This window comes from Amycolatopsis pithecellobii (assembly GCF_009707865.1).
GTDB lineage: Bacteria > Actinomycetota > Actinomycetes > Mycobacteriales > Pseudonocardiaceae > Amycolatopsis_E > Amycolatopsis_E pithecellobii.
The window spans coordinates 1-20533 of record NZ_WMBA01000059.1; the positions used below are offsets into that span (position 1 = coordinate 1).

General features: G+C 68.7%; 22 protein-coding genes. 13 read left to right on the forward strand and 9 right to left on the reverse strand.

Annotated elements, in window-relative coordinates:
* The 3 genes from GKO32_RS29260 to GKO32_RS29270 form a co-directional block, all read left to right on the forward strand.
* Positions 1-394: transglycosylase SLT domain-containing protein (locus tag GKO32_RS29260; protein WP_154760143.1), on the forward strand; the 394-nt coding region annotated here is incomplete at its 5' end.
* Positions 395-437: 43 nt separating this feature from the next.
* Positions 438-1619 (forward strand): pyridoxal phosphate-dependent aminotransferase, encoded by a 1182-nt coding sequence (locus GKO32_RS29265; protein WP_154760144.1) that lies wholly within the window; start codon positions 438-440, stop codon positions 1617-1619.
* Between the two features lie 91 nt (positions 1620-1710).
* Positions 1711-1893 (forward strand): hypothetical protein, encoded by a 183-nt coding sequence (locus tag GKO32_RS29270; protein WP_154760145.1) that lies wholly within the window; start codon positions 1711-1713, stop codon positions 1891-1893.
* Here GKO32_RS29270 and GKO32_RS29275 read toward each other — a convergent pair.
* On the reverse strand, positions 1890-2480 hold the full coding sequence (locus tag GKO32_RS29275) for an HAD family hydrolase (RefSeq protein ID WP_312868725.1): 591 nt from the start codon (positions 2478-2480) through the stop codon (positions 1890-1892). The two genes, GKO32_RS29270 and GKO32_RS29275, sit on opposite strands and share 4 nt — an antisense overlap.
* Complete coding sequence (locus tag GKO32_RS29280; protein WP_312868750.1) at positions 2477-3508, reverse strand: threonine aldolase family protein; 1032 nt, start codon at positions 3506-3508, stop codon at positions 2477-2479. Before GKO32_RS29280 ends, GKO32_RS29275 begins: the two co-directional genes overlap by 4 nt.
* A 100-nt stretch (positions 3509-3608) precedes the next feature.
* Here GKO32_RS29280 and GKO32_RS29285 point away from each other — a divergent pair, with 100 nt between their 5' ends.
* The 5 genes from GKO32_RS29285 (at position 3609) to GKO32_RS29305 (ending at position 7604) form a co-directional block, all read left to right on the forward strand.
* Positions 3609-4118 carry a SigE family RNA polymerase sigma factor gene (locus GKO32_RS29285; RefSeq protein WP_312868726.1) on the forward strand — a complete coding sequence of 170 codons (510 nt, stop codon included), beginning with the start codon at positions 3609-3611 and terminating at the stop codon, positions 4116-4118.
* On the forward strand, positions 4111-4761 hold the full coding sequence (locus tag GKO32_RS29290; protein WP_154760146.1) for a hypothetical protein: 651 nt from the start codon (positions 4111-4113) through the stop codon (positions 4759-4761). The genes GKO32_RS29285 and GKO32_RS29290 overlap by 8 nt, the downstream gene beginning before the upstream one ends.
* Positions 4762-4770: 9 nt before the next feature.
* Positions 4771-5352, forward strand: a complete 582-nt coding sequence (locus GKO32_RS29295; RefSeq protein WP_154760147.1) for a TetR/AcrR family transcriptional regulator — start codon at positions 4771-4773, stop codon at positions 5350-5352.
* Between the two features lie 3 nt (positions 5353-5355).
* The gene (purB, locus tag GKO32_RS29300; protein WP_312868727.1) at positions 5356-6783 is read left to right on the forward strand and encodes an adenylosuccinate lyase; all 1428 of its coding nucleotides are present in this window, start codon (positions 5356-5358) and stop codon (positions 6781-6783) included.
* A 74-nt stretch (positions 6784-6857) separates the two neighbouring features.
* A complete protein-coding gene (locus GKO32_RS29305) occupies positions 6858-7604 on the forward strand; it encodes a DUF2334 domain-containing protein (protein ID WP_154760148.1) in 747 nt (248 codons plus the stop codon).
* On the opposite strand, the gene GKO32_RS29310 is transcribed toward GKO32_RS29305, so the two are convergent.
* On the reverse strand, positions 7526-8161 hold the full coding sequence (locus GKO32_RS29310; RefSeq protein WP_154760149.1) for an MBL fold metallo-hydrolase: 636 nt from the start codon (positions 8159-8161) through the stop codon (positions 7526-7528). The two genes, GKO32_RS29305 and GKO32_RS29310, sit on opposite strands and share 79 nt — an antisense overlap.
* Positions 8162-8249: 88 nt before the next feature.
* Here GKO32_RS29310 and GKO32_RS29315 point away from each other — a divergent pair, with 88 nt between their 5' ends.
* The 4 genes from GKO32_RS29315 to purQ are packed head-to-tail and all read left to right on the forward strand — an operon-like array spanning position 8250 to position 11198.
* Positions 8250-9731 (forward strand): aldehyde dehydrogenase family protein, encoded by a 1482-nt coding sequence (locus tag GKO32_RS29315; protein WP_154760150.1) that lies wholly within the window; start codon positions 8250-8252, stop codon positions 9729-9731.
* 8 nt (positions 9732-9739) lie between these two features.
* A complete protein-coding gene (locus tag GKO32_RS29320; RefSeq protein WP_154760151.1) occupies positions 9740-10180 on the forward strand; it encodes a L,D-transpeptidase in 441 nt (146 codons plus the stop codon).
* A 60-nt stretch (positions 10181-10240) separates the two neighbouring features.
* The gene (gene purS, locus GKO32_RS29325) at positions 10241-10477 is read left to right on the forward strand and encodes a phosphoribosylformylglycinamidine synthase subunit PurS (protein WP_312868728.1); all 237 of its coding nucleotides are present in this window, start codon (positions 10241-10243) and stop codon (positions 10475-10477) included.
* Positions 10478-10526: 49 nt separating this feature from the next.
* Positions 10527-11198, forward strand: a complete 672-nt coding sequence (gene purQ / locus GKO32_RS29330; protein WP_312868730.1) for a phosphoribosylformylglycinamidine synthase subunit PurQ — start codon at positions 10527-10529, stop codon at positions 11196-11198.
* A 100-nt stretch (positions 11199-11298) separates the two neighbouring features.
* On the opposite strand, the gene GKO32_RS29335 is transcribed toward purQ, so the two are convergent.
* A complete protein-coding gene (locus GKO32_RS29335; RefSeq protein ID WP_376766007.1) occupies positions 11299-13026 on the reverse strand; it encodes an ABC transporter ATP-binding protein in 1728 nt (575 codons plus the stop codon).
* Positions 13017-14591 carry an ABC transporter ATP-binding protein gene (locus GKO32_RS29340; RefSeq protein ID WP_312868731.1) on the reverse strand — a complete coding sequence of 525 codons (1575 nt, stop codon included), beginning with the start codon at positions 14589-14591 and terminating at the stop codon, positions 13017-13019. The genes GKO32_RS29335 and GKO32_RS29340 overlap by 10 nt, the downstream gene beginning before the upstream one ends.
* A gap of 67 nt (positions 14592-14658) precedes the next feature.
* Here GKO32_RS29340 and purL point away from each other — a divergent pair, with 67 nt between their 5' ends.
* Positions 14659-16956: a phosphoribosylformylglycinamidine synthase subunit PurL gene (gene purL, locus GKO32_RS29345; RefSeq protein ID WP_312868732.1), complete on the forward strand. Its 2298-nt coding sequence runs from the start codon at positions 14659-14661 to the stop codon at positions 16954-16956.
* Here purL and GKO32_RS29350 read toward each other — a convergent pair.
* The 4 genes from GKO32_RS29350 to GKO32_RS29365 all read right to left on the reverse strand — a co-directional run bounded on the left by GKO32_RS29350 (position 16953) and on the right by GKO32_RS29365 (position 20467).
* Entirely contained in the window at positions 16953-17375 is a 423-nt protein-coding gene (locus tag GKO32_RS29350) for a PPOX class F420-dependent oxidoreductase (protein WP_312868733.1), read from the reverse strand. The genes purL and GKO32_RS29350 overlap by 4 nt on opposite strands.
* Before the next feature lie 42 nt (positions 17376-17417).
* Entirely contained in the window at positions 17418-18425 is a 1008-nt protein-coding gene (locus tag GKO32_RS29355; protein ID WP_312868734.1) for a pentapeptide repeat-containing protein, read from the reverse strand.
* A gap of 4 nt (positions 18426-18429) precedes the next feature.
* Positions 18430-19494: a hypothetical protein gene (locus tag GKO32_RS29360; protein ID WP_154760155.1), complete on the reverse strand. Its 1065-nt coding sequence runs from the start codon at positions 19492-19494 to the stop codon at positions 18430-18432.
* 121 nt (positions 19495-19615) lie between these two features.
* Positions 19616-20467: a lysozyme gene (locus GKO32_RS29365; protein ID WP_154760156.1), complete on the reverse strand. Its 852-nt coding sequence runs from the start codon at positions 20465-20467 to the stop codon at positions 19616-19618.
* Positions 20468-20533: the final 66 nt, after the last annotated feature.

Here is a 20533-nt window from a genome sequence, read left to right on the forward strand (position 1 = left end):
CGGCCCGAGCGGTGGCCCGCCCGTCGGTCAGCCGCCCGGCAACGTGCAGCAGTGGATCGAAGAGGCGATCCGGGAGTTGCAGGCCGCCGGGGTCAACGTCACCGAAGCCGACGTCCAGAACATCTGGGCGATCATCCAGCACGAGTCCGGCGGTAACCCGAACGCGATCAACCTCTGGGACTCCAACGCCACGGCCGGGCACCCGTCGAAGGGTCTCATGCAGACCATCGACTCGACGTTCAACTCGTACAAGCTTCCCGGGCACAACGACATCTACAACCCGATCGACAACATCATCGCCGGGGTGCGGTACACGATCAGCCGGTACGGCAGCATCGCGAGCACGCCGGGGCTGCAGGCCATGGCGCACGGTGGCGGCTACGTCGGGTACTGACGGCCCTGCCGGACCTGCTTCGGGTGCGCCCTAGTCTCAAGTCATGGTCGATTTCGCCGGTCCCTCCCGACGTTCGGATGTCGCCCCGTTCCACGTGATGGATGTGCTGTCCGCCGCGCACGCACGCCAGCGCACCCACGGTGACGTGATCTCCCTGGCCGCCGGCCAGCCGACCGCGGGCGCGCCACGGCCTGTGCTGCGCGCCGCGGAACGCGCGCTGCGCGAGCAGAACCTCGGTTACACCGTCCAGCTGGGCATTCCCGAGTTGCGCGAAGCGATCGCGGGTCACTACGACCACCGGTACGGGCTCGAAGTCAGCCCCGACGACGTCATCGTCACCACCGGGTCCTCCGGCGGGTTCATGCTGTCGTTCCTGTCGGCTTTCGACGCCGGGGACCGGGTGGCGATGGCGCGGCCGGGCTATCCCGCGTACCGGAACCTGTTGTCCGCCTTGGGTTGTGAGGTCGTGGAGTTCCAGACCGACGAGTCGACCCGGTTCCAGCCGACCGTGGAACTGCTCGACGAACTGGGCCCGATCGCGGGACTCGTCGTCGCCAGTCCGACCAACCCGGCCGGGACCGTGCTGGCGCCCGGTGAGCTCGCGGCCATCGCCGGCTGGTGCGCCGCGCACGGCGTGCAGCTGATCAGCGACGAGATCTACCACGGCATCTCCTACGACACCGAACTCGGTTGTGCCTGGCAGAGTTCGCCCGACGCGATCGTGCTCGGCTCGTTCTCGAAGTACTTCGCGATGACCGGCTGGCGGCTCGGCTGGATGCTGGTGCCGCGCCGGCTGCACCGCCCGGTGGACGTGCTCACCGGAAATCTCAACATCTGCGCACCGGCGCTCGCCCAGCACGCCGCCGTCGCCGCTTTTGAGCCCGAGTCGTACGCCGAGCTGGACGGGCATGTGGCGCACTACCGGGCGAACCGCGATCTGCTGCTGGAAGCCCTGCGCGGGATCGGCCTCGACCGGGTCGCGCCGGTCGACGGCGCTTTCTATGCCTACGTGGATGTTTCCCAGCACACCAACGAAAGCCTCAGCTGGTGCCAGCGTCTGCTGGCCGATACCGGCGTCGCCATCACCCCCGGTATCGACTTCGACCCGGTGCGAGGCGGCGGTTACGTACGGTTCTCGTTCGCGGGGGCCACCAAAGAAGTCATGGAGGGCGTGCGGCGACTGGGCGACTGGCTCCCATCGGGGGGAACCCCGGCTTTCCCCTGAACGTTGCCGGAGCAGCGGGCTTTACCGGCGAAAACCTGAGAGCCTTGCTCGTAGCGGGCCGGACAGCCCGCGAGGTAACCGGAGGGATGCCATGTTCTGGAAAATCGTCGGGGCACTCATCATCGCCTGGCTGGCGTTCATGGTGATCGGATCGGTGGTCGGTTTCCTGCTGAAGGCCGTGGTGTGGATCGCCATCATCGGCGGCGTGGCCTTCCTCGGCACCGCCGCTTACCGTGCGGTCAAGGGACGCAGCGAACCCAAGCGTCTGCGCTAGAAGGCAGCTGGGCGGCCACGCCATTGGAAGGCTTGCAGCCCCGCCGCGCGTGCTCCTTCCACATTGGACTCCCGGTCGTCGAAGAAGACGCACTCGTCCGCGGGCACGTCGAGCCGCTCGAGCAGCAGCTTGAAGATTTCCGGGTCCGGCTTGGCGACTCCGACGTCACCGGAGAAGAGCAGGACCCGGAAATTCTTTGCCCAGTCCTGCTTTTCCGCGTGCCGGGCGAACGAGACGGGTGCGTTCGACAGCAGGGCCAGCGCCTTGTCCGCGATCGCGAGCGCGGTGATCAGCTCGACCGTCGAGGGCTCCAGCGTGGACCAGCCCTCGATGTCGATCCGCGTCAGAGTGTCCGAAGTGGACTCATCGACGGGCACGCCGAGCTCGGCGCCGATCGCGCTCCAGTACTCCAGATCCGAGCAGCCGCGGTCGTACCGGTCGCGGAAAGCCCAGTAGTGCGGCTCGAACTCACCCAGCGCGACGCCCATCGTCGAGGCCAGCCGCGGCAGCGCCGTGGTGCGGCTGGAGATCACCTCGCCGTAGTCGAAAACGACCCAGGTCGCTCGATGTTCCCCGCGCGTGGTCACGGATGCCCCCCGGCTTTGATCCGGCGCAATGCCTCCTCGACATCCGCCACCGACAAGTCACGATGCGTGACGAACCTTACCCGGCCACCGAGCACCGACGCCTGGATGCCAAGTGCACCGAGCGAGTCGAGCGTCACCGCGACATCGGCGACGCGCGCCAGCACGATGTTCGTCTCCGGCGTGTTGACCTCCCAGCCGAACTCGGCCAGCCCGGCGGCAAGCTTGCGGGCTTTCTCGTGGTCCTCGCTCAGGTCACCGATCCGGTCGAGGCCGACCAGCGCCGCCGCGGCGAGTACCCCGCCCTGCCGCACCCCGCCACCGAGCATGTGCCGCAGCCGGCGTGCGCGTTCGACGAAGCTCTGGCTGCCGGCGACGACCGAGCCGACCGGCGCGCCGAGGCCCTTCGAGAAACAGGCCGACACCGTGTCGACGCCGACGGTCAACGCGGCCGGCGGCAGACCGAGCGCGACCGCGGCGTGCCAGATCCGGGCGCCGTCGAGGTGCACGCGCAATCCAGCCTGGCGTGCGGTGGACAGCAGCTGCGCGTGTTCGTGCGGCGGGATCACCGCGCCGCCGGACGCGTTGTGGGTGTTTTCCAGACACAGCAAGGTGGTGCGGAGCTCGAGGTACGAGCTGACGGGCGCGCCGATCGCGGCCGCCAGCGTTTCCGGCGTCGGCCTGCCGGGTCCGGCGTCGTGTTCCATCGGGTCCGGCATCCCGCCGGCGAGCCACGCGGCCGAGCCCAGTTCGTTCTGCAGCACGTGTGCGCCGCGCGGGGCGAGAAAGCGATCACCACGCTGCAGGTGCAGGCTGAGGGCGATGAGATTGGCCATCGTGCCGCTCGGTGTCCAGAGCGCGGCCGGCATGCCGAGCACCGCCGCGGCCCGCTCTTCGAGGGCCTTCACGGTGGGGTCGTGGCCGAGCACGTTGTCCCCGACCTCCGCGGATGCCATCGCTCTGCGCATCGCGTCGTCCGGCTGGGTCACGGTGTCCGAGCGGAAATCGAGCGATTTGGCATCGTGTGAGATCACGGTTAGATCACATCACACGCGTTAGATGATCTACAACCCACGTGCAACCGTTACGGGCATGGATTCCGTCCACCCATAGAGACGTTCCGGGAGGCCGGTGAACGAGCACGACGAGCAGGAGTTCGCGGAGTACTTCGCCGCCAGGCAGGACTCCGTGCGCCGGACCGCGTACCTGCTTTGCGGCGACTGGCATCGCGCGGATGATCTTGCGCAGACCGCGTTCGTCGCGCTGCACCGCAGGTGGAACCGCATCCGCGACCGCGGCGCGACCGACGCGTACCTGCGCAAGACGCTCGTGCGGGCGTCGATCGACGAGTCCCGCCGGCCATGGCGGCGGGAACAGCACGTCGATCAGGTGCCGGAACCGGAGCCGGCAGGTGAGCGGCTCGACGAGCAGGTGGCGCTGCGCGCGGACCTGCTGGCCGGATTGACGGAGGTGCCGCCGAAGCAGCGGGCGGTGCTGGTGCTGCGGTACTTCGAGGGGCTGGACGTCGCCGGTGTCGCGAAGGTACTGGGCTGCAGCGAAGGAAATGTGAAGAGCCAGACGGCACGCGGGCTCGCGCGACTGCGCGCGGTACTGGGCGAGGAGGTGGAGACGCATGGATGAGAAGGAACTCGAGACGCTGTTCCGGGCCGCGCCGGGCGATCCGCCTCCGCCCGGTTTCGGCCTCGCGGACGTGACCGCCGCGTCCGCCAGGGCAGCGGCGCGAAGGCGGTCGGCGGTCCTGTTGTCGGTCGCGTGCCTGGTCATCGTGCTCGCCGCTGCCGGCATCGGCGGATTGGCCTACTTTCGATCATCGGGGACGCAGTCGGCGCAACCCGCGAGCGCGCCCACGCGTCCCACAGAGGCCTCACCTGTTCCCTCGCCCTTGCAGGGAAGCGGCGGGAACGGGGAGGACGGCCCCCGGGCCGAAGGCACCCCCGGGTGCGAAAAGGTCGACCGGGAGCTCGCCATTGCCCTCGCTGGCGAGCTCCCGGTGACCGGAGCGACCGGACCGGTTTTTGGCCGCATCTGTCCGACGGCCACTCGATCGGCGGGGTTCCATGTCACTGACGGCGACCGGCGCGGGGTCATTTCGGTGACCGTTTTCCCCGCGGGGACGAAGGTTCCGCCGGTGGCCAACTCCGTTGGAGAACGCACGGCGAGCGGTGGCACAGTGCTCGTGGTGAGCACGCCCGACCCGGGTAGCGCACCACCGCTGCCGGGCGACCTCGACCGCATCGCGCAAGCGTTGAGCCCTCGTTTCTAAACTCACAAGATGACCGCCGCCAGCACGCCGAAGGGCGAGCGCAGGCGTGCCGCCCTCGTGGAGGCCGCCGCGGAACTGCTCGTGGAGAGCGGTTTCGACGCGGTCCGCCACCGTGCCGTCGCCGAACGCGCCGGTCTGCCGCTGGCCTCGACCACCTATTACTTCGACTCGCTCGAAGACCTGGTCGCCGCCGCGGTCGAATATCGCGGCCGGTTCGAGCTGGCGCAAGGCCGTGCGCAGCTGGACAAGCTGGGCACCGAACCGCTCGGCGTGGACACCCTCGTCGAAGTGGTGCTCGACCAGTTGCTGGGCGAGGACACCACATACGAGGCGGTGCTGCTGCGCTACGAACGGCTCGTCACGACCGGTCGCAGGCCGTACCTGCGCCCGCTGATGCGCGCGATGCAGGTCGAGCTGTACGAGCTGCTCACCGAGATCTTTGCCCGCTCCGGCAGGCCGGTCGAGGAGAAACGTCTCGTCGAGCTCGTCGCGCTGGTGGACGGCGCCGTCGTCAACGCCTTCATCGAGGTGGCCCCCGATCCCCGCGGGGTCGCCCGCGCCATGCTGCGTGACGCGCTCACTTACCCTTGACGTGTGACGAAACCCCAGATCCCGAACGTCCTCGCCGCGCGCTACGCCTCGCCTGAAGTTGTCTCGTTGTGGTCACCGGAACAGAAGGTGATCTTGGAGCGCGAGTTGTGGATCGCGGTGCTGCGCGCGCAGCGGGAGCTGGGTGTCGAGGTGCCGGACGGGGTCATCGAGGACTACGAGCGCGTGCTCGGCGAGGTCGATCTGGCCTCCATCGCCGAACGTGAACGCGTCACCCGGCACGACGTGAAGGCCCGCATCGAGGAGTTCAACGCGCTCGCCGGGCACGAACACGTGCACAAGGGCATGACGTCGCGTGACTTGACCGAAAACGTCGAGCAGTTGCAGATCCGCCGTTCGCTGGAGTTGCTGCGCGGACGCGTCGCGACGGTGCTGGCAAGGCTCGCGATACTCGCCGTCGAACACTCCGACCTGGTCATGGCGGGCCGGTCGCACAATGTCGCGGCGCAGGCGACGACGCTGGGCAAGCGGTTCGCCACCGCCGCCGACGAGTTGCTGGTCGCGTTCGAGCGGCTCGACGACCTGACCGCCCGCTACCCGCTGCGCGGGATCAAGGGGCCCGTCGGCACCGCGCAGGACATGCTGGACCTGCTCGGGAATGAGTCCACTTTGGACTTGCTGGAGCGTCGGATCGCGGAGCATCTCGGCTTTTCCCGGACGTTCACCAGTGTCGGCCAGGTGTATCCGCGGTCGCTGGACTTCGACGTGCTCTCCGCGCTGGTGCAGCTGGCCGCCGCGCCGTCGAGCCTGGCCAAGACGATCCGGCTGATGGCGGGGCACGAGCTGGTGACCGAGGGCTTCAAACCCGGTCAGGTCGGCTCTTCGGCGATGCCACACAAGATGAACACGCGCTCGTGCGAGCGGGTCAACGGGCTCGCGGTCGTGTTGCGCGGTCACCTGTCGATGGTCGGCGAGCTGGCTGGTGACCAGTGGAACGAGGGCGACGTGTCGGACTCGGTGGTGCGCCGGGTCGCGTTGCCGGACGCGTTCTTCGCGCTCGACGGGCTGCTCGAGACGTTTCTGACGGTGCTCACGGAATTCGGTGCCTTCCCCGCGGTGGTGGCCCGCGAACTCGACCGTTACCTGCCGTTCCTGGCGACCACGAAGGTGCTGATGGCCGCGGTGCGCGCCGGGGTCGGCCGCGAGACCGCGCATGAGGCGATCAAGGAGAACGCCGTCGCCGTCGCGCTCGCGATGCGCGAGAAAGGCTTGAGCCACAACGACCTTCTGGACCGGCTGGCCGCCGACGAGCGGCTGCCGCTCACCCGCGAGGACCTTGACCGGCTGCTGGCGGACCGGTTGTCGTTCACCGGTGTGGCGCCCGCGCAGGTCGCGGCCGTCGCGAAGCAGGTGGAAAGCGTGCTGGAGCGGTTCCCGGAGGCGACGAACTACGTGCCGGCGCCGATTCTGTAGGAATTCCGCCGGCCGGTAGCGGGGCGTAATTCGACGGTAAGCACAACGCCACCTTCGAATGCGGTAATGGCGTTATGGATGCCCGCCTGCTGGTCTCGCTGTCCGGCATCGGCCCCCGGACGCTGCATCGCTGTGCCGATCTGGCGGCCGAACTGGACCAGCGGAAGGTTCCGCTGTCGTTGCTGTTCGCGCCGCAGCTGGCCGGTCCCGCGGCGGTGACCGAATGGGTGCGTGCCCGCAGACGGCTCGGCGACGGGTTGCTCCTGCATGGGTTCGACCACCGGGTCGCGCCGGCGCACCGCGCGCATTTCGGCCGGAAGGCCGAGTTCGCCGCGCTGCCCGCGCACGAGGCGCGGTTGCGGTTGATCGCCGCGCAGGCCGCGTTCGACCGGGCGGGGCTGGCCGCCGACGGGTTCGCCCCGCCGCGCTGGCTCGCCTCCCGCGGCACACTGGAAGCGTTGCGCGGTCAAGGTTTCCGGCTTTGCGCGGACGTGAACGCGGTGCACGAACTGCAGACCGGCACCGTGCACCGGGCGCGCGTCCAGGACTTCGCGACCTCGTCGCAGCGGACCGAAACGGTGCGCTGCTTCGCGCTGGTGCTGGCGTCCGCGCGGGCGGCCCGGCGCGGCGGCCTGGTGCGGCTCGGTGTGGACGCGGCCGACCTGGCACGCCCCGGCCTCCGGCAGGCGCTGCTCGACGCGGTCGATGTCGCGTTGGAGAACCGGGCGTTCGGCACCACGTATCAGAGTCTGACGGCCTTACCCCGGGGCGCGACCCGGACCTCGGTGCCCTCGGGCGCGAGGTTGGTGAACAACCCGTAGTGCATCGCCGGGTTCACGAGCACCGCCTCGTGGATCGGCACGGCGAGCCGGGGCCCGACGGCACGCAGGAAGTCCACCGCCTCACCGGCCTTGAGCCACGGCGCGCCGGTCGGCAGCCCGAGCACGTCGATCTTCTGTTCGGGCACGTGGAACGCATCGCCGGGGTGGTAGAAGGCGCCGTGCCCGAAGATGAGGCCGACGTTGGGGATGACCGGGATGTCCCGGTGGATCACGGCATGCTGTCCGCCGACCGCGTTGACCGCAGTGCCGCCGATCTCGAGCGCGTCCCCGGGCTGGATGATCTGGAACTCGACGCCCAGCTTGGCGACGGTCTCTTCGGTGCCAGGGTCGACGATCAGCTTCGCGTCCGCGTTCGCTTCCAGCAGGGCGGGCAGCTTGTCGGCGTCGATGTGGTCGAAATGCTGGTGGGTGATGAACACGGCGGACAGTTCCCGCTCGCTTTCGAAACCGGCGGAGAACGCGCCGGGGTCGATGAGAATCCGTGCGCCATCCGTCTGCAGCAGGACACAGGAGTGTCCAAAGTGGACAATCTTCATGTATTCACTCCTCTGCATATTTTCGTCACCATCCTATTCCGCTCCTCGTTGTGCCATGCTGGGGTTACCAACGAGTAGGGAGGGCCGTATGACCGACGTGGGCGTCGCGCAGGAGACCTTCGAGTCACTGGATCCAGCGAGCGATGAGGTCGTCGGGACCTACCCTGTGCACAGCGCCGAGCAGGTCGGCGACGCTGTCGGACGGGCGCGAGGCGCCGCGGTCTGGTGGGCGTCGCTCGGGTTCGACGGGCGCGCTGCACGGCTGCGGCAGTGGGCGGCGCACGTGACCCGCCGGCTCGACGAGCTGTGCGCCGTCGTGCAGCGGGAGACCGGGAAGCCGCACGGTGACGCGCAGCTGGAGACCGTGCTGGCGATCGAGCACATCGTGTGGGCCGCCAAGCACGCGCCCAAGGTTCTCGGCACGCAGCGCCGTTCGCCCGGGCTGCTGCTGGGCAACCACACGGCGTCGGTCGAGTATCAGCCGCTCGGGGTGATCGGCGTGATCGGGCCGTGGAACTACCCGGTGTACACGCCGATGGGCTCGATCACCTACGCGCTGGCAGCGGGCAACGCCGTCGTGTTCAAGCCGAGCGAGTACACGCCCGGCGTCGGCAAGTGGCTGGTCGACAGCTTCGCCGAGGTCGTCCCGGAGCAGCCGGTTCTGCAGCTGGTCACCGGGTTCGGCCAGACCGGGGCCGCACTGGTTTCGGCCGGGGTGGACAAGATCGCGTTCACCGGTTCGACCGCGACCGGCAAGAAGATCATGGCCGCCGCCGCGGAGACGCTCACCCCGGTCGTCATCGAGGCGGGCGGCAAGGACGCGTTGCTCGTGGACAACGACGCCGATGTCGCCGCCGCCGCGGACGCCGCCGTCTGGGGTGCCTTCTCCAACGCCGGCCAGACCTGTGTCGGGGTCGAGCGGGTCTACGTGCACGAAGACGTCTACGACCGCTTCGTCGACAAGGTCGTGGAGCTGACCGGCAAGGTCCGGCCCGGCACCGAGTACGGCCCGATGACCATGCCGTCGCAGCTCGACGTGATCCGCCGGCACATCACCGACGCGCTGGCTCGCGGCGGGCGCGCGCTGACCGGCGGCGCGAACGCGGTGGGCGAGCGGTACGTGCAGCCGACGGTGCTCGTCGACGTGCCCGAGGACTCCGAGGCCGTCACCGAGGAGACCTTCGGGCCGACCCTGACCGTCGCCAAGGTGCGTGACATGGACGAGGCCGTCGAAAAGGCCAACGCGACCCGCTACGGCCTGGGGTCGACGGTGTTCTCCCGGCACCGCGGCCCCGCGATCGCCGCGCGGCTGAAAGCCGGGATGACGTCGGTGAACGCGCCGTTCTCGTTCACCGGCATGGGTTCGCTGCCGTTCGGCGGGGTGGGCGACTCCGGCTTCGGGCGGATCCACGGGCCGGAGGGCCTGCGCGAGTTCTCGCGGCCGAAAGCCGTCGCGTACCAGCGGTTCCCCGTGCCGCTCAAGCTCACGACGTTCAGCCGGACCCGCCGGACCGACAAGCTCTTCGCGAAGTTGGCGACCCTGATGTATGGCCGCTACAAGAAGGGGTAACCGGATGTATGGCTACCTTGCGAATTCTCACCGGAACCGTACTGGGAGCAGCGGCGATCGGTGCGCTCGGGCTGGCCGCACCTGCAGCTCAGGCCTCGCCGACGCCCTGTGAACCGCAGGCCAAGGCCTGCGTGCAGCTGAGCACTGGAAAGGCGTGGTTGCAGAACAACGGGACCGTCACCACGGGCCCGGTGCCGGCGACGCCGGGACTGCCCCGGTATCCGACCCCGAAGGGGATCTTCCACGTCCAGTACAAGGACATCGACCACTACAGCAAGCAGTTCAACGGGCCGATGCCGTACTCGGTGTTCTTCACCAACACCGGCGTGGCGCTGCACGAGGGCAGCTTGACGCGCAAGTCGCACGGCTGTGTGCACCTGTCGCACCAGGACGCCGTGACGTTCTACAACCAGCTGCACCCGGGTGACGAGGTCCAGGTCGTCGCCTGAAGTTCGTCGGTTAGGCTCTACAAGTACCGCCCTACCTGCGAATACCTGGGAGCACCCACCGTGGCCCGAGTCGTGGTCGACGTCATGCCCAAACCCGAGATCCTGGACCCGCAAGGCCAGGCTGTGGCAGGCGCGCTGCCACGGCTCGGCTTCACCGGAGTCACCGAAGTGCGGCAGGGTAAGCACTTCGAGTTGGAGGTCGACGACTCGGTCGACGACGAAACATTGGCCAAGATCGCCGAAGGGTTCCTGGCGAACCCGGTGATCGAGGAGTGGACCGTACGGAGGGTGTCGTGAGCGACAATGGCGGAGCCCGGCTCACGACAACCGACCGGGTGAGGGTGTCGTGAAGATCGGCGTCATCACGTTCCCCGGCACGCTCGACGACGTCGACGCGGCCCGCGCGGTCCGGTATGCCGACGCCGAGGCGGTGTCGTTGTGGCACGCGGACGAGGATCTGCACGGGGTCGACGCGGTCATCGTGCCGGGCGGGTTCTCCTACGGGGACTACCTGCGCTGCGGCGCGATCGCCCGCTTCGCCCCGGTGATGTCGTCGGTCGTCGAAGCGGCCGGCAAGGGCATGCCGGTGCTCGGCATCTGCAACGGCTTCCAGATCCTGTGCGAGGCCGGGCTGCTGCCGGGAGCGTTGGTGCGCAACAAGAACCTGCACTTCGTGTGCCGGGACCAGTGGCTGCGGGTGGAGAACAACTCGACCGCGTGGAGCACGAGGTACGACAAGGCCGCGGAAATCCTGATCCCGCTGAAGTCCGGCGAGGGCGGGTACGTCGCCGACCAGTCCACTTTGGACGAACTGGAAGGCGACGGTCGCGTGGTTTTCCGCTACGTGGGCGAGAACCCGAACGGCTCCCGTAACGACATCGCGGGCATCACCAGTGCGAACGGCCGCGTCGTCGGCCTGATGCCGCACCCCGAGCACGCCATCGACGCCCTCACCGGCCCCTCGGACGACGGGCTGGGCATGTTCTTCTCGGCTGTGGACGCATTGGTGGCCGGCTGAGTTACCAATCCGGCCAAAAGTAGGCAGACCCCGAGCAGCACGTAACCGTTGCCACGCAAGCCGGATAGCCGTGACTGTGGTCGGATTGGTAACCAACGGCTCAGTACACCGGCACCGCCGCCTCCACCAACCGGGCGTAGGGGCCGCCCGCACGCAGCAGCTCGGCGTGCGGGCCCAGCTCCGTGATCCGCCCGTCCTCGACCACCGCCACCCGGTCAGCCGCTGCCGCGGTGTGCAGGCGGTGGGCGATGGCGATCACTGTCCGTCCTTCGAGCACGCCGTTGAGGGAGCGCTCCAGCTGCCGCGCCGACGACGTGTCCAGCAGCGACGTCGCCTCGTCGAGCACCACCGTGTGCGGGTCCGCCAGCACGACCCGCGCCAGTGCCAGTTGCTGAGCGACCGCCGCCGGGACGGCCAGCGCACCCGCGCCCAGGCGCGTGCCGAGCCCCTCGGGCAGCGCGGAAAACCAGCCGGCCAGCCCGACCGCGGTCAGCGCCCGCAGCAGATCCGCGTCGGTCCAGTCACCGGCAGGCAGCGTCAGGTTCTCGCGCAGGGACCCGGCGAACACGTGGTGTTCCTGGGTCAGCAACAGCACCTCGCCGCGCAGCACATCCTCCGCCAGCTCGGAAACCTCCGCGCCGCCCACGGTCACCGAGCCCGAGCGCGGCGCCGCGACCCCGGCCAGCAACCGGCCGAGGGTCGACTTGCCCGCACCGGACGGCCCGACGATCGCGAGCCGCTCACCCGGCGGGATCCGCAATTCGATCCCGTGCAACACCTCGCGCCCGGCGGTGTAGCCGTACCGGACCTCACGTACCACGATCTCCCGGCCGTGCGGCTGCCCGCGCCCGGGCCGGTCCGTGCCCTCGACACCCAGTACCCGCCGCAGCGCCGTGCCCGAGACCAGCATGTCCTCGGTCCACCACAGCAACTCCTCCAGTGGCGCGCCGAGCGCCTGCAGGTACACCGCCATCGTCGTGATGGTGCCGAGCCCGGCCAGTCCCTGCGCGTAAGCCCACGCACCGAGCAGAAGCAGCACCGCGATCGGAAGCACCTGTGACAGCTGCATCCACGGCACCCAGCGGATCGTCAGCCGCCGCAGCCCACGCTCGTGCTCGACCGCGCGACCGAGCGTCCGCGTGCCGAGCTTGACGCGGCTGTCGATGAGCCCCAGCGCCTCCGCGGTACGAGCGCCGTCCGCGGTCTCGTGCAGTCCACTTTGGACGTCAGCCCAGGCGTCGAGCATCCGCTCGATCCGCGCCGGGACACGCGACCAGTACCAGCGCGACGAGAAGTACAGCAACGGCACCGCGACGAGCAACGCGAGCGACAGCAGCGGTGACGTCACGACCATCGCGACAACCGTCAGCAGCACGGTCATCCCGGCGACCACGATCTGCGGGATCGCGTTGCGCACCGCGTGGTCGATGCGGTCGGCGTCCGTCGTCGCGCGGCTGAGCAGGTCGCCGGTGCCCGCGGCCTCGACCGTGCTCAACGGCAGCCGCAGCGCCTCCCCGACGAAGCGCTCGCGGGTCTCGGCGAGCACCTGCTCGCCGAGCATCCCCGCACGCACCCGCGCGACCCGCTTCAACGCGGCCTGGACGATCAGCAGCACCACGAACAGCAGGGCGGGCAGTTCGATATCCGCGTGCCCGGACACCGCCGAATCCACCAGATGACCCAGCACCTGCGGGCCGACCAGCCCGGCGACCGCGGCCAGGCAGAACAACCCGATCACCGTCACGAACGATGCGCGGTGCGTGCGCAGCGCCGCCCGCAACCACGCCCGCGCCGCCCGCGTGGTCGCGAGCGGCAGCCTCACCGGCACGAGATCACCTCATCCGCCACCAGAGTCCACAAAGGACTTTCCGTGAACACCACTGTTGTCTTGCCCCGGCGCAGTTCCGCGATGCGCTCGGTGATGCGGGCCTCGGTGTGGGTGTCGACCGCCGAGGTCGGCTCGTCGAGCAGGAGCGTGTCCGCGTCGAGTACCAGCGCGCGGGCCAGGCTCAGCCGTTGCCGCTGACCACCGGACACCTCGCGGCCGCGCTCACCGATCAGCTCGTCGAGACCGTCCGGGAAGCCGGCCACGATGTCCTCGGCGTCAGCCGCCACCAGCCCGGACCGGGCCCGCTGCTCAGGCACCAGCTGTGCCCGCAACGCGCCGGAAAACCACAGGTCCTGGTTGTGCGCGTAGACCACCCTCGACCGGAGTTCGGGCAGCGCGACGTGATCCGCCGGCACGCCCGACACCAGCACGCGATGGCCTGGCGCCGGATCGGTGAACCGCGCCATCCGCTCCGCCAGCGCCTCGGCAGCCGGCCCGGCGTCGATCACGGTGAGCTTGCCCGCCACCGCGGTGAACCCGGTCTCGCTGTCGTGCAGTTCCAGCGGCCCATCGGGCAACGCGACCGGCTCCGCCGGTTCGGCCAGGAACGGCCGGAGGCTCAGCACCCCGCACACCTTCTTCGCCGACACCAGCGCCGAAGTCAGCGCGGCCGTGAACTCGGTCGCGGTGCTCACCGGCACCACCAGGAAGGCCGACGCGGCGTAGAAGGTGACCAGGTCACCGACGCCGATCGTGCCCGCGACCGCGAGCCGGGCACCCAGGTAGGTGATGACCACCGTGACCAGGCCCGGCAGCAGCACCTCGGCCGCCATCAACCAGGACTCGCTGCGCGCCACCCCCACACCGGCGATCCGCACCCGCTGACTGGCCGTGCGGAACCGTTGGCGGAACTGCTGTTCCCCGCCGACCCCACGCAGGATCCGCAGACCCGACACGATGTCCGAGGCGATCGCGTTGACCTCGGTGAGTTCTTCGCGCTGGGCTCCTTTGCGCTTCTGCAGCGGGGCGACGAGCCTGCCCATGCTCAGCACCGCGAGTGGCACGCCGAGCATCGCCACCGCGCCGAGCACCGGGGAAAGCCACAGCAGTCCGATACCGACCACGAGGAATGCCACCACCGCCCCGAACATCCGGCCGAGCACTTCGAGCACGTTGCCGATCCGGCCGATGTCACTCGAGGAGATCGCCATGACGTCACCGGTCGCGGCCTGCGCCCGCAGCGAAGCGCCGAGCCGTGCGGTGTGGTCGGCGATCACCTGCTGGGTGCTCGCCGCGCCGTGCAGCCAGAAACCGTGCACCGCGAAGATCAGCGCCGCACCGAACACCGCCTGCAGCACCGCCAGCCCCGCGACGAGCCCGGCCTGACCCCAGACCGGGCGCTGCTGGGCGATGGCCTCGATGGTGTTTCCGATCACGAGTGGCAGCAATGCGCCGGGCAGCAACCAGACCGCACCCAGCACGCAGGAGGCCACGGCCAGTGATGGCCGGGCCCTGAGCAGGGCGCCGATGAAGCGCAACGGGGTGAGCCGGGATGGCAGACGCACTTGGACAACGTTATTGATCCCCCGTGTCCGGGGCGACTGATTTTTCGCGCCAGATACCCTGAGAAGCGTGACGGAAACGCTGGTCATCGACACCACCGCACGCGCCGCGGATACTCCGGAGACCTCGCAGCCCTACCGGGAACTGGGCCTCGCCGACGACGAGTACGCCCGCATCCGCGAGATCCTCGGCCGCCGCCCGACCGACGCCGAACTCGCGATGTACTCGGTGATGTGGAGCGAGCACTGCTCGTACAAGTCCTCGAAGAAGCATCTGCGCTACTTCGGGGAGACGACCACGCCCGAGATGAAGGCCAAGATGCTCGCCGGGATCGGGGAGAACGCGGGCGTCGTCGACATCGGCGACGGCTGGGCCGTCACATTCAAGGTCGAGAGCCACAATCATCCGTCCTATGTGGAGCCTTACCAGGGCGCCGCGACCGGGGTCGGCGGGATCGTGCGCGACATTCTCGCGATGGGCGCGCGCCCGCTCGCCGTCGCCGACGCGCTGCGCTTCGGCCCTGCCGACGCCCCCGACACGCGCCGTGTGCTGCCCGGTGTGGTGGCCGGTGTCGCCGGGTACGGCAACTGCCTTGGCCTGCCGAACATCGGCGGCGAGGTCGTGTTCGACGAGAGCTACGCGGGCAATCCGCTGGTGAACGCGATGTGCGTCGGCGCGATGCGCACCGAGGATCTGCACCTGGCGTTCGCCTCGGGCGCGGGGAACAAGATCATCCTGTTCGGCGCGCGCACCGGGCTCGACGGCATCGGCGGTGTGTCGGTGCTGGCGAGCGACGTGTTCGCGGATGATGAAGCCGGATCGTCCAATGGCGGCCGCAAGAAGCTGCCGAGCGTCCAGGTCGGCGACCCGTTCACGGAGAAGGTGCTCATCGAGTGCTGCCTCGAGTTGTTCGCGAAGAAACTCGTTGTCGGCATTCAGGATCTCGGCGGTGCGGGGCTGTCCTGCGCGACCTCGGAGCTCGCCGCGGCGGGTGACGGCGGGATGCACATCGAGCTGGACCGGGTGCCGTTGCGCGCGACGGGGATGAGCCCGGCGGAGATCCTCTCGAGCGAGTCGCAGGAACGCATGTGCGCCGTCGTCGAACCGTCCAAAGTGGACGATTTCATGGCGATCTGCCGCAAGTGGGACGTCATCGCCACGGAAATCGGCGAAGTCACCGACGGCGAGCACCTGGTCATCACGTGGCATGGCGAGACGGTCGTCGATGTGCCGCCACGCACCGTCGCGCATCAGGGCCCGGTGTACGACCGGCCGGTCGCGCGTCCGTCCACTCAGGACACTGTGCAGGCTTCCGGCACCGCTGGGCTGGCCCGGCCGTCCAGCCCCGAGGAGATCCACGACACGCTGCTGCGGGTGATCTCCTCGCCGAACCAGGCGGCGAAGGACTTCGTCACGGAACAGTACGACCGTTACGTCCGCGGGAACACGGTGCTCGCACAGCCCGCGGACTCGGGGCTGATCCGGATCGACGAGGAAACCGGGCGTGGTGTCGCGGTGTCGACCGACTGCAACGCCCGCTTCGTGTATCTCGACCCGTATCGCGGCACGCAGCTCGCACTCGCCGAGTCCTACCGCAATGTCGCCACCAGCGGTGCGATGCCGTTGGCCGTCACGAACTGCCTCAACTTCGGTGCCCCGACCGATCCCGGGGTGATGTGGCAGTTCGAGCAGGCCGTGCGCGGGCTCGCCGACGGCTGTGCACAGCTGGGCATCCCGGTGACCGGCGGGAATGTCAGCTTCTTCAACCAGACCGGCGAAACCGCGATCCTGCCGACCCCGGTGGTCGGCGTGCTCGGCGTGATCGATGACGTCCGCCGCCGCATCCCGGCCGGGATCGGCGCCGAAGCCGGGGAAACGCTGCTGCTGCTCGGCGAAACCCACGACGAGCTGGATGGTTCGGTGTGGGCGCAGGAAATGCACGATCACCTCGGTGGCCGCCCGCCGATGGTGGACCTGGAGCGCGAACGGCTGCTGGCCGACATCCTCGTCGCCGGTTCGCGGGACGGCATGATCTCCGCGGCACACGACCTTTCCGACGGCGGGCTCGCGCAGACCCTCGTCGAGACGGCGCTGGTCGGCCAATGCGGCGCACGGGTCGTGCTGGACGAGGACGCGGACCCGTTCGTGCAGCTGTTCTCGGAATCCTCGGGCCGGGTGCTGGTCGCCGTGCCGCGCGCCGAGGAGCTGCGGTTCACCGAAATGTGCACCGCGCGCGGCTTGCCGTGGCGCAAAACCGGTGTGGTGGACCCGGAGTCGGATGCGCTGGAGATCCAGGGCCTGACGACGTTCCCGCTCGCGGAACTGCGCGAGGCGTGGGAAGGGACGCTGCCCCGGTTGTTCGCCTAGGACACCTTGCGGCTCAGGATCCCGGCGGAGTGCGGGTCGACGTCGAGATCACCCGGCCGCAGCCCGAGGCTCAGGATCCGTGCGGGGTGCAGGCGAATGATCGGGCCGAGCTGAGCCTGATCCTGGGAGTCGGCCGGTTCGGCGATTGCTTCCGCGTGACCGCGAATTTCCAGGAAGCGCACCCGCCACGGGTCGACCGAGAACACGTCGTCGACCACGAACGCGGCTCGCCCGTTGTCGAGCACGTTGCGGTACTTGCGGCTGTGGGTCAGGTTGAAACCACCGATGTCGATGGTGCCCAGCTGCCGGTTGACTCCAAAACCGACCGGGTTGATCTGCAACGTGCCGTCGGGCTGGCTGGTGGACAGGCGCCCGACCCGTTGGCCGGCCAGGTACTCGAGCTCGAAATCGGTGAACACGGTCACCAGGGTAGGACCTCTACCTAGCTCGAGGTCAACTCGCTAGCCGCGACCGTCCACGATTCGTGTGTGCCCATCGAGGTGTTCCGCGGACCAATGCGCGGGAAGCTTCGCGCGGGCCGGGTTTACGAGCGTGTTGTAGAGCGAAACCGCGTTCGACGGCCCGATCGAGTGCAGCTCGACCTGGCCGTCGAACCGGGTTTCGCGCAAGTCCAGTGCGTCAAGGAAAGTCGCATCCAGGACCGCGTCGCCGGAGAAGACCGCCTTCTTGAAGTTGGCCTGTCCGCGGAATGTGCTGTCGGTGAAATCGGCCTCCGACTCGAAGGTGGTGCCGCTGAACCACGCCCGCTCACCGAACTTGGCTTCACGGCAGACAAACCGGCCGGACGCGATCGCCCGGGTGAACCACACGGGACCGGTGAACTCGCACCCGCTGAGATTGGTGCTCGCGTTCAGCCGCGCGTCGCGCAGTACCAGGGTGCCCACCCGGCGCCCGGCCGGATCGAAATACCGGAGGTCCGCGCCGGTCAGGTCCAGGTCGTACGCCTCCCCGGTGCCCGCCGCCGGCAGCAACTCGACGAGCAACCGCTGTGCCGTGCGCTGGATCTCGGGTTCGTCCTTTGTGGACGGCATGCGCAAGTAAGCGCAGAGGATGTCGAGCACGGTCTGCCGGTAGTCCGGGCGGCTGCGCGCTAGGCCGACGAGGGCGTGCAACGCACCGACCCGCACCTGGTCGGCCTCGTTTCCCAGTAGCTCCACGGATTTCGCGAACCGCTCGTCGGTCGTCCGCTCGCGGTCACGCTCGGCTCGCAGCAGCTCCAGCTCGTACCGTTCCCGCTCGACCTGCTGGCGGTTCTCCTCGACCTTGCGCCGCCGGTCGTTGAGCCACAACGCGTACAGCGCCACCACCGAGCCGCCCGCAAGGCCACCGGTGCGCAAGGCGTCGGCGCGGGTCGTCGCCGGGTCGGTCAGCAGCCAGCCGGTGACGCCGGCGAGCAGGACGACGGACAGCACAAAGGTCGCCAGCAGCGGCGATCGCCGGCCACGCACCAGCTCAGTAGATGTCGAAGTTGTCGATGCAGGCGCGGCCGCCGTCGATCTCGTCGGTCGAGATGAACCCGCCGTTGATGCTGTTGCCGCCGATGGTGCCCTTCAAATCCCCGAGGCCGATCCCGTCGATCCCCGACATCGACGCCGACAGCTGCGAGCCTTCCGACGCCGCCTTGCTGACATTGGGCTGGATGTCCGTCGTCTTGTCCTGGCAGACCAGCGCCATCGCGCCGGCGCTGTCCCCGGCGTTGACCCGGTTCAGGAAGTTCTGCGCGGTCACGTTGTAGGCCTCGCCGTTGGCACTGGAACTCGAACTGGACGACGACGTGCTGCTGCGCGTGCGTGACGACGGCGTGGACGACCGGCTGGAGCTGCTCGAACTGCCGGCTTCCCGCAGCGACAGGTCGTGCCAGCACCACTTGCCGTTCTGCTGCTCCAGGCCACCCGTCGCGATGCCGTCGGTGTCCGAGGCGGTGACCGCGACGGTCACCGTGGCCTTGGTGCCACTGGTCTGCACATTGGACAGTTTCGCACTCGACACGTCGTCGACGTTGTCGATCGCCCGTGTCACGTCCTTGTCGGCGTTTCCGCACACCAACGCCTTGAGTGCGGGCTTGTCGTGCTTGTTCAGACCGGTCACGATCGACTGCGCCACCGCGTCGGGACCGGAGCCGGAACTGCCGCTGAGGAAGAAACCCGGCTTCCAGAAACCCGTGATACCCAGGGCCGCCAAGATCACGACGATCGCCACGATCAGCCCGATCCACAGGCCCTTCCGGCTGCCACCCGGCGGCGGGGCGCCGTACATGCCGGGCGGGTACTGGCCGGGCGGGTACTGGCCGGGCGGGTACTGCCCGCCCCCGGACTGGTCGTAGGCGGGGTAAGGCTGGGTATAACCCTGCTGGCCATAGGGTTGCTGACCGTAGCCCGGCGGTGGATAGCCCTGCTCTGGGACGCCGCCCGACTGCGGATAACCACCCGGCGGCGGCCCGTACCCACCAGGTTGCTGCCCATACGGATCCGGTTGCTGCCCGTAATCCGGCTGGCCCGGCTGTGGTGGATACGTCATCGCGTCGCCTTTCCCCAAATCCCCTGCGCCCGCTCGGACGTACCGCGTCCGGGCTTGGTTCCAGCAAAAAATACGCGAAAAGGGCTTCCGCCCGCTGGACGGAAGCCCTTTCGTGATCAAGTCAGTCGTGGTTGGTCGCCAGCACCACGAGCCGGTCGTAGGAGCCGTTGAACACATTCTGGTCGATCGGGCTCGAGCTGTACTGCCAGAAGGTATAGACGCCCCAGTCGTAGGGCAGCGAGCCCACGCTCGACGCATACCGCGCGACCCACAGCGGGCTGGTCGAGCTGAAATCACCGTCGACGCACTGGCCCCACCAGCTGGTGCTCGTGTAGATGGCCGGCCACTTGTTCGTCCGCGCGTGGTAGGTGTCGCTGAAATCCTTGACCCACCCCGTCATCGCACTCTTGGACAAGCCATAACACGTGGCGCCGTAGGGGTTGTACTCCATGTCCAGCGCACCCGGCAGAGTTTTGCCGTCGGCCGACCAGCCGCCCCCGTGGTCGACGAAGTAGTTGGCCTGCGCCGCGCCACTCGACGTGTCCGGGGTCGCGAAATGGTAGGCACCGCGGATCATGCCGATGTTGTAGGAACCGTTGTACTGCTGGGCGAAATACGGGTTCGTGTAGGTGGTGCTCTCGGTCGCCTTCACGTAGGCGAACCTCTTGCCCTGCCCCCAGTAACCATTCCAGTCGACGTTGCCCTGATGGCCGCTGACATCGATACCCTCGACCGTGGCCGTGGCAACCACACCGTCCACATTGACGCCCTGCGGCCGCATCGCCGCCGCGCGACTGTCCGGAGTGGACTGATCACCTTCGACCCGCCGGATCTGCGAGCCCATTTCGTGGTCCTGCTGCGCGACGCTGCTTTCTGTCGCTTGCGCCGGCATGAACAGACCTGGCAGTAATGCCCCCATCGACGCGACGCCGATCGCCATGGCGATCCGCCGTCTTCTCCAGAACGTGGACATGGATGTATCCCTTTCGATTGCCCTCGCGGTTTGGACGACTGGTGCAGGGAGCCGTCCGCGCGTGAT